This window comes from Bengtsoniella intestinalis (assembly GCF_039719005.1).
GTDB classification, from domain to species: domain Bacteria; phylum Bacillota; class Clostridia; order Oscillospirales; family Oscillospiraceae; genus Oscillibacter; species Oscillibacter intestinalis.
On the sequence record NZ_CP133584.1, the window covers coordinates 801763 to 816098 of the forward strand.

The window sequence follows — 14336 nt, forward strand, 5'->3', positions numbered from 1 at the left end:
GGTTATTATGTTTGATAAACAATATCGTTTCAAAGGTAGACATGCCTTGCGTGTAGATCAGCTAACAAGTGCGTTCGATAACTCTAGTACAGCTAAAATGTTTGAACGTAATGTAGATGTTTATGCCAACGCTCCACTGGTCGGATTCTTATATGGCAGATTAGCCGCAGCAGATGATACCAAAAATCCAGAAACAAATCAAGTGTATAATCAGAATGTTATGGGTGATAGGGTGATTTACTCCCAAGAGGAACTAATGTTCAATTTCAGATTGATTATGCTACTAGACTCAAAACATGAGGCGGATTTGCAGAAACGTATTGATAAAGCATTCCGTCATATGGGTGATGACCCTAGTGACGAAGAACGCTTTAATTCATATGTGCGTGGTGGTGTTGATGTGCTATATGAAAAGCTGATAGAGGGTGCCACCGATGCTAATGAATATATCATGAAGCTTTATGAATTTGTTGAGGAATTTGAAGAGCGCTTTAATGCTGAAGTCATCAATGCCGATATTCTTAGTTTATGTGCAAACTAAAAAGCATTGTCCTTTGTACATCAACCCGAAAGAAGTGAAACCTTGTGAACGAACGAATTCCATGGGATAAATACGAAGCAGCTATTCTACTTGATACATTTTTGAGTGTAGAAGAAAATCTCCTTACTAGGGGCGAAGCATTTGAATATATTTCTGCGGTATTACGACAAAGAGCATCTATAAATGGATTGCTTGTAAATGATAACTTTCGGAATGTTAATGGAATTAGAATGCAAATGGATTCGCTGAAGTTCATTTATTCTAACGGTGAGCGTGGCTTATCTCACGCAAACAAATTGTTTAATGATATTGTTGAACTTTATCAGACTGATAGATCTACATATCGCACTCTGCTTGAAGAGGCTAATAAATCAGCTGGTTTACTTTTGTATCAATCTATTCCGCACCGTATTCGATAGAATAAGGTTAAATATTAAATGTGATTGGAAGTGATGGAGTATGGCGAAGATCGAAGAACAAAAAGCATTTGCACTTTTGCTTGAGTTATCTGAAAAGCAGGGTTATATTACCTTTGATGATATAATGGCTAGTGCAGATGCTGGAAATCTTCCCATATCCTCCGTAGATTGGTTATCTAGTGAAATTACAACAAGGGGAATCCTAGTTTATGATGAAGCACCATCGTTGACTCCAAGTACGGCAATAGATGATTATGAAGATTACGCGCAAATTGATTATGAAAATGTATTTCGCAAAGTAGTAGAATTAAGTCCATCGCTAGAACAGTTTGTTGAAGCAATCCGACGCATAAGGCCGCCACAGTATAAGGAAATCTCACAATTAAAATATCAAGTAGCGGAAGGCAATATGTATGCTCGTCAACGCATGATAGAGATGCATTTGCGTCTTGCTTTAAAGATTGCATTAAACCGCACTGAGCAATATGATATGGACATTGTAGATGCAGTGGACCTTGCTTGTATTGGGTTAATAATTGCCGCTGATAAATATAACCCAGATAGCAATGGAGCATTTGGTTCTTATGCGTCCTTGTGGATTGTTCAAAATATATCTAGAGAGCAAGCAACACAAAACCCAGATATTTATTTCCCTGCACACAAAAAAGAAGATTACTATTCGCTTTATCCCGAGATAAAATCTCGTTGCTGTGAACACTGCGAAAAATTACATCGGTGCAAAACATTCATGACACGTGCCATGGAAAAACTCGGGAATACCGCTGAACAAGCTGCGGATACATTAATGGCTTGTTCGTCACCACTATCAATCGATGTGATTTTAGAAAATATGGAAACTGAACCTGAAAAATACCCTCAGTTAGCATATGCCTTAGATGACGAAATTGACTCCAGTATTAACTTCAAAGACTTACGCGCCACTATTAATTCTGTTTTGAACGATTTAAGCGAAAAAGAAAGCGATGTACTCAAAAAAAGATTTGGATTAGATGATATTGAGGAAAAGACACTTGAGGAAATCGGAGATATATATGGGGTGACTCGAGAACGAGTTAGACAAATCGAGTTCAAAGCAATTCGTAAGCTTGGTCATTCTGTTCGCAGCAAACGACTAGTTGACTACTATTAATCTTAAAGCAATCATTACTATCGCAATTTCTGCTATACCCAATTGTTCTTTCTCTGTGATAAATTCCTAGAGTGAGTTGTTCTGGGTGGTTCTTCATGAACCCCACCTCGGTCCACCAAACAGACATAGCACCCCCTTGGTGGGAGGCTATGTCTGTTTGCATTTTTGCTATTTCAGCACAAGTAGATTGCTGGTGTTGCTACCGTTTTCTCGATACCGTGGCACCTTGGCAATAAGGTCGACTTTTACCAAATCCTGCAAGGCTCGCTTGACGGTGCTACGAGATAAATTCAAGTCAGAGGCGATGGTTTTGACTGCTGGCCAACAGTCATTTCCAGCCCCTGCACGGTCTTTGAGGTAGAGGTACACCGTCCTTCCGCGGGAGGGCAGTTCCTCTGGGGATGCGTTGTAGATGTGGCTAAAATAACTCATGTACTCACCCCACGTTTCGGAGAGAGTTTGGGCTTGCTATGATCCACCATACTTTGGACAGCCCCATTGCCAATATTGGTGTCATTGCCCACCACTTCGCCAGTGGACTCGTCCACCACGAAGGATTGGGGTTTCTTGCGATGCTTTTCTACAATATTGTTTTCCAAGACCTCCTTGTCGGCATAGATAACCTTTCGCTGTGCCTGTTCCTTGATGGTATAAATCTTGTCAAAGGTGATGCCCCAGTCGAAGAACAGACGAAGCTTGGTGCGCATGGGATGGGTGCCAGTTTTCATGACAATAAAATTGCCCTTGGGGATGGACTTCAATTCGTCGGGTGTCATCAGCGGACGATCCATCATCTGTAGAGTCTGGCTGGGGTCATTTTTGCCACGGTTGATGGTGCCGCTCATGACCGTCCGACTGCCCATGGCACCAGAGAGCACCTCGGCAGTCTTGCTGTTGGGGGCGAAACCACCGAAGATGGTATCTTGGCAGTTGTCCACGATGATTTCCGAGCCTTCTTGCCCATAGTTTTTCTGGAGCTGACCGAAGGACTGGATGATGGGTACCATGGTGAGCCGTCTGGAACGGCTGGCGGAGAATATCAGCTCCAGCGACTCGATGGCTGGCAGTGTGCCCAGCTCATCACAGTAGAACACCACACGGTTTTCCAGCTTGCCACCGTTCTCGTCAGCCACCGCAAGGATTTCTCGGTAGAGCTGTTGAATCATCAGATTGACCATGAAATATTTTGTGGAATCTTCTTCGGGTAGCACGATGAACACAGCTGATTTCTCCTTGCAGAACCGCTCCGCATCGATGGCGGTGTCGAAGCACAGTATCTGCTCCAGCTCAGAGTCCAGAAAGGAATTAAGCCGAGACAGCACTGTGGACAGGACAGACATCATGGCCGCCTCGGCGGAGTTTAAGGCTGCCCCGGCAAACCATTTGGCTTTGTGGTCTGGGGGAAGCCTGTCCATCAGCACTTGGAACTGGCTCTTGTCCTTCACCTTACTGGGTGCCAGTAAATCTTGCACCATCTTGAACACGGAAATGATGTGGCGACAGTCCTGTTTCTTGCCGTCCCCCTCGGTAGGTGGCAAATACTCTGCCACCATCAAAATCACGGCAGTGAGTAGCCCTTCGGCAGAGTCGTAGAAGAATTGGTTTTGACCAAAGTTTTCGCCCCCAGAGTTGATGATGGTCTTGGATATGATTTTTGCGTACTTCTCAGCCTTGGCCTTTGCCGCCAAATTCTCTGGCTCTTTGTGGCAGATGTCCATGTAGTGATTGACCAGATGGAGAAGGTTGTTGCCGTCGGAGCGAGTGGGGTTGCGCAGGTCAATAACCGCCACGTTGTAGCCGTAGTCCTCCTTGGCGATGGCACCGTAGTTGCGGTACAAGTCGCCTTTGGTGTCTGTGGTGAGGAAGCTCATGCCAGTGGCACAGGCATACTCCAGATTGGGGTACAGGAAGTAGGCCGTCTTGCCCACGCCCGATGCGCCAATCATGAGGCAGTGGACATCGTCGGTGTCCACCAAGGCCGTAACTTGATTTTTTGCACCCACGCTACCGAGGATGATGCCCTGCTGGTCTACTGGTGGACGATCTCGTCCTTTGCGCCAGTCCTTGGGGGTGAATGGGATGTGATGATAGGTTTCTTTGATTTCTTTCTTGGTGGCAAAACGAGCAGTGCCGTGTTGACCATCGCCCACAGTTTTGGACTTGATGCCACCCAGGGTGTAGTAGTGGGCAACCATGGACAGCCCACCAATGACGGCAAACATACCGCCAGCGATTGCGATTAACGTAAAAATAGATTCATTCACGACGATTCCTTTCCAGCAAACTATCTCATTTCCATTGAATAACCTGCTAATTGTGTCGTTTGACTAATATCCTCGTTCCAATCCTTTCCTTGGGACAGGCAGCGTTCCACGGTGTAGCCCTGTTCTTGAAGCTGGGTTTCTAATCTGCTACTTGCCTTGTGGCCTGGGGTGTCGTTGTCTAAACAGAGAGCGACAGTCTGGAGATGTGGGTAGGTTTCTAGCATCCACAGCATGGACTGAGACCCCACTCCGCAGAGGGAAACATAGCTGTGATCCTGCCAGCTCTGGGGGTAGAGGGTTAGGAAAGACAGCATATCAATGGGGGCCTCAAAAACATACAGGTGGTCGCTACTTCCCACATAGTGAAAGCAGTGGGCTGGGGAGGAACCCTCCACATTGCCTTTGAACCCTTTGCCCTCGGTATAGAGTCCACGCTTGTGGGCATGGCGAGGGATGCCTGCTTCGTCCACACCGACGAAGATTGCGTTGTGGTATTCTGTCATGCCGTCGGCAGACAGCTCACGGCTTTCGTACAGCAAGTTGGCTTGAGCAAAGCAGTGTACCACCTCACGGCTGAGATGGCGGCTCTTGATGAGGTAGGCATAGACCCTCCGCATATCTCGATTGGGCGGTGGCAGAGCGAAGGGTTTTTTCTCTATGGGCTTCTCGCTGGCTGGGCGATAGGACAATTTCTGTTCTCCACCTAGCAACATGAGGACGGCATCTGGAAAGGATAGGCCATAGTGACTTTTTACGAAGTCGATGGCATAGCCACCTCTTTCGGTGGCATGGTCATACCACTCGTTGCCACGGACAGTGATGCTGTGGTTGGAGGTAAGCCGTTTTTCTCGTCCGCTGGAGACCAGTCGTTCCCCTTGGTAGCGGAGAAAATCCACAAGGTCAACCTCGTTGGCTCGGTTCTTTTCCTCCTCGGTGAAATGAATGTATTTCCCCATGGCATCCTCCTTACGATCTCTTTCTGACCTTACGGTGAAAGGCTACCTTTTTGATGAGGTAGCCTTTCTTGGTTTGGGTATTAAGTTTAGGAATTCCTTTGGGTTGTATTTTAGGTTTTTTCATAAAGACCCTCCATGGTTATAGTGATAGTTCTGGGGCATAGTCATCTCGCTTATGACCTTGGGCTTGTTTCTTCTTGGACAGCACCAATCTTCGTTTTCTATCAATGTGGAGCCCCACTGGAGTGCGTAGGGGAGATTTGTCCTCGAACACTCGACTGGCATGGTGGAGCAGTCTGGTGGCAGACATGAGTGCAGAGGGGCTTTGGAATTTATCTGGGTTGTCCACAAAAAACTGCGCATATTGATTGCCTTGCTCTGCGGATTTTTGAAACCACTCATAGGCCTGTTCTCTGTCCTGCTCCACGTCCTCGCCCATGAGGTACAGCTTGCCAAGGGTGTATTGGGCATAGGGGTGCCCAGCGTTGGCTGACTGGGTGAAGTGTTCCACCGCCTTACTGGTGTCCTTGGGAACATCCTCGCCGGAGAGATAGAGCTTGCCCAGTCGATAGTGGGCATAGGGATGGTTTTGCTCCGATGCTCTTTGGAGGTAGTCCAGTGCTTTTTCTACATCTCGTGGCACCTCTTTGTCTTTCAGATAGAGTGCGGCAAGGGCATACTGTGCGTAAGCATTTCCGCTATCTGCTGAACGAGTCAACAGCTCTATCCCTCGCTCCACATCACGAAGGACTCCATCGCCCTCCACATATTTCTTCCCTGTGAAAAATTCTTGATTGCCAAGGGTTTCTGTTGTTGGTGTGGGGATTTCGTGTTCCTCTTTGGGAGACTCCTCGAAGGTCATGTCACCTTGGAGAATGCTCATGGCCTCTTGGATGACCATGTTCTTGATGGACTTAAATTCTGCGCACTGGGACAGGGGCAAGATTTCTGAGGGCGAGGCGGTGTAGGTCATTTCCACATTGGTCTTCATCTCCCACCACAGCTGATATGCTTTTTCCACAGAGTCCTGACGGCCTAGCTCATCCACAATCTCGTCTACGATATTTTTGAGGTTGGCATGGAGATATCCGTACTGTTTTTTGCCACTAGTGTACTGCAGACGATCTGCCAGATGGGTGATGAGCTGCTCTATTTTTTCGTTGCGCACCACACCATGTTTCATCTCAGCGATGACAGCTTGCATCGCCTGTTTGGTCTGCTTTTTTGTGGTGTCACGTCGCACGGTTTTCTCAGCATAAATGGGTACAAGGTCTTGCTTGAAAATTTCTCTTGCCAGAGAGGACTTCATTTTTTCGATGCCCACTTTACTGAGGTAGCCATCTGTGGGTGCGGTACTGTAGCAAATCATGTGGACGTGGGGGTGATGACTCTCATTGTGGAAGGCTGCGCACCAACGGAAATGCTCATGTGGGATTTTTAGACTGCTCGCAATTTCCATTGCTTTACCTTGGAGGATGGACTGCCACTGGGATGCAGACTCGTAACCCAATCGCTGGGCATCTTCACGACGGAGAGAAATGATGGGTGTCCACAGATTTCCCTCATGGGCGGACAGCTCCCTTGCCACCTCTGCCAACACCAACGGCTTGTTGCCGTTGGTGAACAGACCATGGGTGTCTATCTTTTCCACCCTTGGACGGTTGGCGATGTAGTCCAGATATTTTTGCTTGCCTACCAATTTGTGAGCGTTCTGTTCTAAGGCCGCTGTGATGAACTCTGTGGCATTGCCACGGGTAGGCTCTCTGAGGTAGTCATCATACTCATGGGTGTTCTTGCTGTCTGGAAAATCACGAAGGACTTGGGCGATGAACTGCTGTTGCTTTTGGGTGGCACTCAAATCCTCCTTGCCAGTTTGCACTCTTTGGACACCCTCACGGGTGGCGATGTATTTTACCATGTTGCCAACATGGACAGCCCCTCTGCCACCGCCTTTGATGTAGGGGCACTTCAAAATGATTCTCGCCATCAGTCGAGGTAGTCGCCCTGTTGAAAGGCGATTGCATCGTCCACGGTGATGCGCCCTTTGGTCTGCTTTACTTCACGGGCACAGCGACTACGGAGACTGCGCAGTTCCTCATCGGTGACCTCCAGCGTAGTGGCGAGAAGGTGCATCATCATGTTCATCTCCACCGACAGACGGAAGAGATTGTTGGACACTCGATGTTCGGAGATTTGCAGGGTGCCTTGGACTGCATCCAAAATGGCTTGGGACAGAAATGGGGCGGCACTTTGGCTATCCAAAAAACCCATGTAAAAGTGCAGTGCATTTTCGATGAACTCACTGCGACTCTTACAGTTGGCATTGGTGAGGCTCCCATCCATACGTTCCATGGTCTGGGGATAGAGCCACACTGCGGTTCGTTCCTTGTTTTGAATTGTCTTGTTTTCGGTCATATTGGCCTCCTTTTTGGCTGTGACCACCTTGAGGTGGTCGTTGATTTTCTTGTGGTTGCTGGCTTTTTAGGAATTTCGACCACCTAAGCTGTGTCAACGGGACATTCCGACCACCTAAGGGCTATCCCTCAAATGCCCAGCACTGCTGGGCAATGTGGCTGGCAGAGGTCGCTTGCGACCACCTGCCTTTATCCTGCTCTCTTTTCGACAGGGGGGTTCACTACGTTCTCGGTGGTCTGTACGGTTGGTTTTGTTCTTCTCTGGAACACGCCCTCGACACGGCATTTCACCGTGCTAAGGGTATCCCTGCCCTCAGTTGCCACTGAACTGGGCACACAGGGGCAACAACGGGGCAACGTGGGGGTCAGTGTTCAGTAGTCGTCCCAGTTCGTCTGCTCCCATCCGCTGTTGTCGAGGATTCATCGATGTACTCCTGCACTGCCGATGGCACATATTTTTCATAGAGTTTCTGCAGAGCGGACTGCAATTCTTTCTCAATGTCCGCATCCTTTTTTGCCATGTATCGCTTGATGGCTCGGAGCTTTTCCTGCTCCATGCTGACGGTAATGTTTTCTTTTTTCATCGCTTACATCCCCTTCATAAAATCAAATCCAATGATGGTTGCACGAGGTTTTAGCTCTGACTCCTCACCAGAAAACACTGGCACCTCGGAAAAAACTTCCGAGTATTTTTCGATTTGCTGGTCAGTGAGGGAGGTGAAATCCTCGCCGTCATCGCCACAAATAAAAAAGGGACCGCAGACAATGTCGCTGTTCCCAAGCCAACGATTGGGTTCCATGCCGTTGATTTTACCCTCCTCGTTGCCCACCAAGATGCATCCATCCCCCAGACAAATAGGCTCGATGAGCCCACTCACCTCGGCCTGCAACGCTGTCAATGTGTTGGGTATTTCTTTGATGGTGGGTGCTTTCCCCACCTCGATTTTCAGAATTTTCATACTTCACTTTCCTCCGTGTCGATGTAATTGATATAGGGAACTTCCAGCCATGCCGTCCATGAACGGTCGGATAGTTTTGTTTTCACCACGCCATATTGGGTGCTCATGGCTTCGATGACGTAGCCATTGCCGATGTACACACCGATGTGACCGTCCTTCCAAACAGCCAGTCCCACGGTTTCTGGCATGGTGGAGATAGACCCTTTCACCGTTGCCACTGCGTACATTTGGTCGGCACCAATGTCGGGCATACCATTGGTGGCATAGCCGATTTCTAGGGTGTCGCAGTCCAACCAGCCGTAGCCTTTGATGAGTCCCACACAGTCGGTGGTGCGACCATTCAGCCAATTTTCAGAGATGAAATCTTGGTAGGTGCCCACCCCATCTGGGTATTGAATGACCTTGGAAGCCAGCATGGAGGGAGTCAATATCCATCCGCAAGTGCCCCAGACGTAGCCCCACTGATTGCTCCACGCTTGCTGGGCATAGGCGGCTAGATCGAGGTTATTTTTGGTGGTGGTGTCGGTAAATCCGCTGATGTCAATGACGGTGCTACCGCCAGTTCCATACTGGAAGTCACCACTGAAGCTGTCCCCAGCACTGGTGACTTGGGCATAGATGGTGTTGATGCTCTCCTGCTGGGCTAGGGTTATGACGGTGGAGAAATTTTCATACACGTCACTCATATCCAGTAGCTTGGCGATGATATAACTCTCCTCACTGGTGGTGCCATCGGCATTGACGATGGTATTCACCACCTCCTCGTACTCCACAAAGCTGTCTACAAATTCCTCCAATTCCTCGTCGCCGGGTAGTTCATCCGTGCCGAAGTAGAGGGTGTAGAACACAGACTTGACCTGTGTGTTGTCCAGTCCATCGTCGCCACTGATAAGTCCATTGACCTTCGCTACAGCGAGGTCAATCACAGTAAAGCTGTCTTGAATGGCATCGATGTGGCTCTGGTATTCCGTGGGGGTTGAGGTGCTAGTGGTGCCCCCATAAAAGCAGTAATCCACCGTAGTTTGATTGTGGTCTGAGGTGCCAGAGAGGAGGCCACAGATAATCACAGCCACCAAAATCAGAGGCGAGAAGATGGCAACGGCAATCCATCCAGCGGTGTTGCGCAGTTTTTCATTGGATAGAACTTGGGTCGCAACTTTGGCAATCATAGCACCAGAAATGGCCGCCATGTCACCACCACCCTTGCTGGAACAGGGCGGTTTGCTGTGGCTCTTGCTCCATCCGTTGCTCCGTTTTATCTAGGGCATCATAGAGAATGTCCACATCGAAGTCTGCTGTTTCATATCCCTCGACGATGGTGTCAATGTACCGCTGACTGGGCATACCTAGCACATGATGGCTAGGCATGATGTAGACCATGGCGGTGACCTCCTTGCCGTCTAAGGGCAGTGTCATATGCTCCTTTTCGTAGAATGATGGGTAGCCCTCATAGACATCTAGCATCTTCTCATCGTGAGGGGTGATGCTCCACAATAGCACAGGGACAGTGGCTCCCTCGCAGGGTTCGATGGTGGCATAGGAGCCAGTCTTGGAGCCACGGAACACCAGTTCGTAGCCCTCTATTTCAGAGGTGCCGAGGATTTTTGCATCGGGGCACCGCATGGACATTTGGGGTAAATTGAGGTTACTTCCGTAGGCAATGTAGATTTTTTCTTTGCTCATAATTTCTCCTTCACATGGTCATAGACATAGAAAAAGCAGGGGCATCCTCTGTCTGCTCCTGCTGATCCTCGGTGGGCTGTTCCTGTTCTAGCTCTTGTTCTTTGGCTTGCTCTGCCAGCTCTTTCTCTCGCTTGGCACGGAGTCGCTCCTTTTGTGCCTGTGCTTGGGCTGGGTCTTTCCAAGCGATGTTGCCCTCCAGATGTCCCAGCAGATGCTTTCGAGCTGACTTAAATTCATCGCCAATCATGCCCAACCGCAACAGCCAAACTCGGAAGGTATACTTGTCGTTGGTGGACACAGTTTTATTGGGGCTGGCATAGCTCTGGTTGTGGGCCTGTGCCGTCATCCCCATACAAAACTGGATGTAGGCTTTGATTTTCCCTGCGTGGAGGTTGGCATTGAAGGCTCGGAACTCGATGGTGCCTTTCTGAAACACAGAATGGAGGTTGAGGCAATTATGTTCAGCTGAACATAATTGCCTTTATGCACAGTAACGTATTATGCTGAGTAACCTAGCAACCTCTCAATATCAATGAGATTGTCCATAGATTGCTCAGCATAATAATCAGATTATGTGCCTAGCGATTTCAAAAAATTCAGTAGTATTGGGTCGTTGTTCCAGTTGGACAATTGTGGCATATCGGGTGACTGGTATACCTTTTCAAGGGCCGCACGCTTAACTTCAGGGTTTGCCTTTGCATAAATTTGAGTAGTGTTCACTTCCTCGTGTCCTAAAAAATCACGAATATAGATGAGATTGCTCCCAGATTCTAGTAGGTGCATGGCTTTGGAGTGCCGCAAGCAATGTGGCGTTAGGGTGGTAGGAAGTGCCAGTGGTGTAGATTCATTGGCCTTTTTGACGTACTTGTCCAGTATCCAAGAGACTCCTCCACGTGTAAGTTTTCGGCCCTGTCGATTTGCAAAGAGAGGTTGCTCCATGTGATTAGGAAGTTTAAAGCGCTGTTCTTTTGTATATTTCCGCAAAATTTGAGCCGTCTGCGTAGAAAGGGGAACAAATCGTGATTTATTACCTTTTCCTGTCAATGTGACAGTCGGCAACCCATCTAATCGAAGATTCTGCTGTGTCAAATCACAAAGTTCTTGCACTCTTGCTCCAGCATCATACAGAAGCACCAAAATCGCCAAATCTCTACGGCCATAAATAGTGGACAGGTTAGGCTGTGCAAGTAATAGCGTAATTCCATTTTTATCAAGATACTGGATGACGGGTTTTGGACTCTTTTTGCTATGGATGCCATTGATAATTTCACCGCAAAGCAACAGCTGGTCAGGGCAAACAATTTGCACATATTTGAAAAATGACTTGATGCCTGCTAATCGATGATTGCGAGTGGCAATACCGCACCCTTGATCCTCCTCCAGCCATGTTAAGAAATGTTCTACAGTATCTCTGGTGATATGAGTGAAGCGCAGTTTATTAGGTGTAACACCCTGCTCCTGATAAAACTGAAGAAATTTAGAAAATGTATCCCGATATGCTGAAACGGTATTGGCACTTAAATTACGCTGTCCAACAAGGTATGTTGTGAAATAGCGACTTAAATAGTATGAAAAATCATTGGTTTTCATCGGTCACCTCCGGGAATACATCTCCAAAGTTCGTCTCGAAAGGAACTGTAATCTGTGCATATGACTCTGGCACCAGACGCAAATATTTTTCCGTTGACCGTATGCTGCTATGCCCAAGGTATGTCATAAGGATTGGCAGCGCAGTATAAATATCTTTGCCCTCGGCAGTCCATTGACTCAATGTGTGTACAGCCATCGTGTGGCGAATATCGTGTAATCGTGGACCTTTGCCACGACCGCCGTGTCCGATTTGCGCAATAAATAGGCTTTTGCGAAAATACTCATATGCGGTACACGTGGCATAATGGGAGCGATCTGTGGCAGGGAAAAAATATGCACTACCATAACTTTGAACCAGCGGATTGGCGAAATATGCCCTGCACATTTGTGTTAATGTTGCAGACATTGGCACCAAGCGTTCACGATTATTCTTGGTTTCTGTCAACCGAAGTGTTCCTCTATGGAAGTCTACATCCTCCGTTTTAATTTTAAGTGCTTCACCAATCCGCAATCCACAACAATACAATATTCTAAACAGCAATGGCATGACAAGATGAACCAAGGACTCTCGACCATGATGGGTGCAAGGTTTAATTCTGTCCACAGCCGTAAGCAAGCGTTGGATTTCATCGTGCGTGAAAATATAAGGCAGAAATGTTTTGTCTATCTGTGGCAATGGCAGAAATACAGTTGGTGCCTCAATGCCGTTATTGGTCAAAAACTTTGAAAATTGCCGTATCTGTTGTACTCGCATACGATGTGTTGTCCCATTTTCGTGGGGACGTTTTTCACACCATAAATCGAATAGCGTCTGTGGCAACAAGGGCTGATCAAGATTATGTTCCATGCAAAAATCATCAAACATATTGAGTAGCTCTACTTCGCCACAGCATTTTGCACCCAACGCTCGTTTTTGTTCAATATATAATGGACCCTAGAAACCAAACCACCACTCGAAAAATTATCGTGAACGTGATACAATATCAAAAACGATAAACGAGAGGAGAACATATCATGCCACGAAGCAGTTACAGCGCCGAATATAAGGCCAAGATCGTCCTAGAAGTCCTCCAAGGAGAGAAGGAATTAAACGTGATCGCCGCCGAGCAGGGGATCAATCCCAACATGATTCGCAACTGGAAGAAGGAATTTATATCCAATGCCAGTCAGGTGTTTGACGAGAAAAAACAGGTCAAAGAAGCACATCGGAAGGAGGTTGCCCTGAAGAAAGAGAAGGAGCAGATGCTCCGAACCATCGGCCAATTGACGCTGGAGCGAGACTTTATTCAGGGCGCCTTTCGGGACTGCGGCATCCCCGTCCCCAAGTTCCCTCAGGACTGACGCAGACCTGTCCATCCGCCGCCAATGCGAGTTGCTGGGACTGCCCCGAGGGCAGGTCTACTACCAGCCTGTGGAGGTCGACCAGGAGGCCAAGCGCTGGCGGGAGCACATCATGGCACGCATCGACTACTGGCACACCCAAATGCCCTACATCGGCTCTCGAAAGCTGGTGACCAAGCTGGCCAGCGACCAGATTTTTGTGGGTCGCAAGCTGGTTAGGCGACTGATGTGTGAGATGGGAATCCATGCTCTCTATCCCAAGGCAAATCTTTCGAAACGTAACTTTAAAGAGTCTATTGTGCCATATTTGCTGAGAAATAAGGCTGTTTTATTCCCAAACCAAGTGTGGTCAATCGACATCACTTATATCAAAATGCACCACGGGCACATGTATTTGACGGCGATTATTGACTGGTATAGCCGCCTGATTGTGGGCTGGAATCTGTCCGACACGCTGGACGCCAACAACGTCATCCAGGCTGTCAGCGACGCAATTTCTAGCCACGGCACCCCCGCTTTTCTCAATTCTGACCAGGGCTGTCAGTTTACGAGCTCCCAATATAAGGAATATTTGAAGCAAAATCACATCACTCAAAGCATGGACGGCAAGTCCCGTTGGGCGGATAATATCATGATTGAACGGTGGTTCCGCAGCCTGAAAACGGAGGAAATTTACCTCAACGAATATCATAATCCCAGGGCGTTGCGCCGTGGAATCGCCAATTATATCAAGCAATACAACACCGTCAGGCCCCACCAAGCACTGGAAAATCAGACCCCAGAGGCTGTGTATGGGGCAGCCTTCGCAACGCCAACCAACCACCTTGACAGTCTGGCTCAGGCTGGTTGAGAGATGGTGGCGACGGGAGGTCGTGGGTTGTAGGAGGAGGCCGTTCCCCTCGCCTTGCCCATTGTACCAGCCTGACCCAGACGGTCAAGGCAACCCTTCGGGCGGCTACCCCGGAGGTGACTCCAACCAGGCTTGGCTCAGGAAGCAAAATAGGTTGTTGTGTTCACGA

16 protein-coding genes and 1 pseudogene are annotated in these 14336 nt (G+C 48.1%); 5 read left to right on the plus strand and 12 right to left on the minus strand.

Annotated features, from left to right (window positions below; translation table 11 throughout):
* Positions 1-7 precede the first annotated feature (7 nt).
* Genes RFF05_RS03975 through RFF05_RS03985 form a run of 3 tightly spaced genes read left to right on the plus strand, consistent with a single transcriptional unit; the run spans position 8 to position 2110 of the window.
* On the plus strand, positions 8-541 hold the full coding sequence (locus RFF05_RS03975; RefSeq protein ID WP_409969114.1) for a hypothetical protein: 534 nt from the start codon (positions 8-10) through the stop codon (positions 539-541).
* Positions 542-585: 44 nt separating this feature from the next.
* Entirely contained in the window at positions 586-960 is a 375-nt protein-coding gene (locus RFF05_RS03980; RefSeq protein WP_409969115.1) for a hypothetical protein, read from the plus strand.
* Positions 961-1000: 40 nt separating this feature from the next.
* A complete protein-coding gene (locus RFF05_RS03985) occupies positions 1001-2110 on the plus strand; it encodes a sigma-70 family RNA polymerase sigma factor (RefSeq protein WP_409969116.1) in 1110 nt (369 codons plus the stop codon).
* A gap of 168 nt (positions 2111-2278) precedes the next feature.
* Here RFF05_RS03985 and RFF05_RS03990 read toward each other — a convergent pair whose 3' ends face one another.
* The 12 genes and pseudogenes from RFF05_RS03990 to RFF05_RS04045 form a co-directional block, all read right to left on the minus strand.
* A complete protein-coding gene (locus RFF05_RS03990; protein ID WP_409969117.1) occupies positions 2279-2542 on the minus strand; it encodes a helix-turn-helix domain-containing protein in 264 nt (87 codons plus the stop codon).
* Positions 2539-4332 carry a VirD4-like conjugal transfer protein, CD1115 family gene (locus tag RFF05_RS03995; protein ID WP_409970075.1) on the minus strand — a complete coding sequence of 598 codons (1794 nt, stop codon included), beginning with the start codon at positions 4330-4332 and terminating at the stop codon, positions 2539-2541. The genes RFF05_RS03990 and RFF05_RS03995 overlap by 4 nt, the downstream gene beginning before the upstream one ends.
* Positions 4333-4394: 62 nt before the next feature.
* On the minus strand, positions 4395-5330 hold the full coding sequence (locus RFF05_RS04000) for a DUF3991 and toprim domain-containing protein (RefSeq protein WP_409969118.1): 936 nt from the start codon (positions 5328-5330) through the stop codon (positions 4395-4397).
* Positions 5331-5469: 139 nt separating this feature from the next.
* Positions 5470-7317 carry a MobP3 family relaxase gene (gene mobP3, locus RFF05_RS04005; RefSeq protein WP_409969119.1) on the minus strand — a complete coding sequence of 616 codons (1848 nt, stop codon included), beginning with the start codon at positions 7315-7317 and terminating at the stop codon, positions 5470-5472.
* Positions 7317-7745: a hypothetical protein gene (locus RFF05_RS04010; RefSeq protein WP_409969120.1), complete on the minus strand. Its 429-nt coding sequence runs from the start codon at positions 7743-7745 to the stop codon at positions 7317-7319. The genes mobP3 and RFF05_RS04010 overlap by 1 nt, the downstream gene beginning before the upstream one ends.
* 364 nt (positions 7746-8109) lie before the next feature.
* On the minus strand, positions 8110-8328 hold the full coding sequence (locus tag RFF05_RS04015; RefSeq protein ID WP_409969121.1) for a DUF6103 family protein: 219 nt from the start codon (positions 8326-8328) through the stop codon (positions 8110-8112).
* A 3-nt stretch (positions 8329-8331) separates the two neighbouring features.
* On the minus strand, positions 8332-8703 hold the full coding sequence (locus RFF05_RS04020) for a DUF3846 domain-containing protein (protein ID WP_409969122.1): 372 nt from the start codon (positions 8701-8703) through the stop codon (positions 8332-8334).
* A complete protein-coding gene (locus tag RFF05_RS04025) occupies positions 8700-9893 on the minus strand; it encodes a hypothetical protein (protein ID WP_409969123.1) in 1194 nt (397 codons plus the stop codon). The genes RFF05_RS04020 and RFF05_RS04025 overlap by 4 nt, the downstream gene beginning before the upstream one ends.
* Before the next feature lies 1 nt (position 9894).
* Positions 9895-10386, minus strand: coding sequence for a gamma-glutamylcyclotransferase family protein (locus RFF05_RS04030; protein WP_409969124.1), 492 nt, complete (start codon positions 10384-10386; stop codon positions 9895-9897).
* Between the two features lie 10 nt (positions 10387-10396).
* A pseudogene (locus RFF05_RS04035) lies at positions 10397-10852 on the minus strand (amidoligase family protein); the annotation flags it as partial.
* Positions 10853-10956: 104 nt separating this feature from the next.
* A complete protein-coding gene (locus RFF05_RS04040) occupies positions 10957-11976 on the minus strand; it encodes a site-specific integrase (protein WP_409969125.1) in 1020 nt (339 codons plus the stop codon).
* A complete protein-coding gene (locus RFF05_RS04045) occupies positions 11963-12841 on the minus strand; it encodes a tyrosine-type recombinase/integrase (RefSeq protein WP_409969126.1) in 879 nt (292 codons plus the stop codon). The genes RFF05_RS04040 and RFF05_RS04045 overlap by 14 nt, the downstream gene beginning before the upstream one ends.
* 149 nt (positions 12842-12990) lie before the next feature.
* Between RFF05_RS04045 and RFF05_RS04050 the strand changes: the two genes are divergently transcribed.
* Together RFF05_RS04050 and RFF05_RS04055 are read left to right on the plus strand one after the other, a co-directional pair.
* Positions 12991-13317 (plus strand): transposase, encoded by a 327-nt coding sequence (locus RFF05_RS04050; protein WP_409967184.1) that lies wholly within the window; start codon positions 12991-12993, stop codon positions 13315-13317.
* A 13-nt stretch (positions 13318-13330) separates the two neighbouring features.
* On the plus strand, positions 13331-14167 hold the full coding sequence (locus tag RFF05_RS04055; RefSeq protein ID WP_409970076.1) for an IS3 family transposase: 837 nt from the start codon (positions 13331-13333) through the stop codon (positions 14165-14167).
* Positions 14168-14336: the final 169 nt, after the last annotated feature.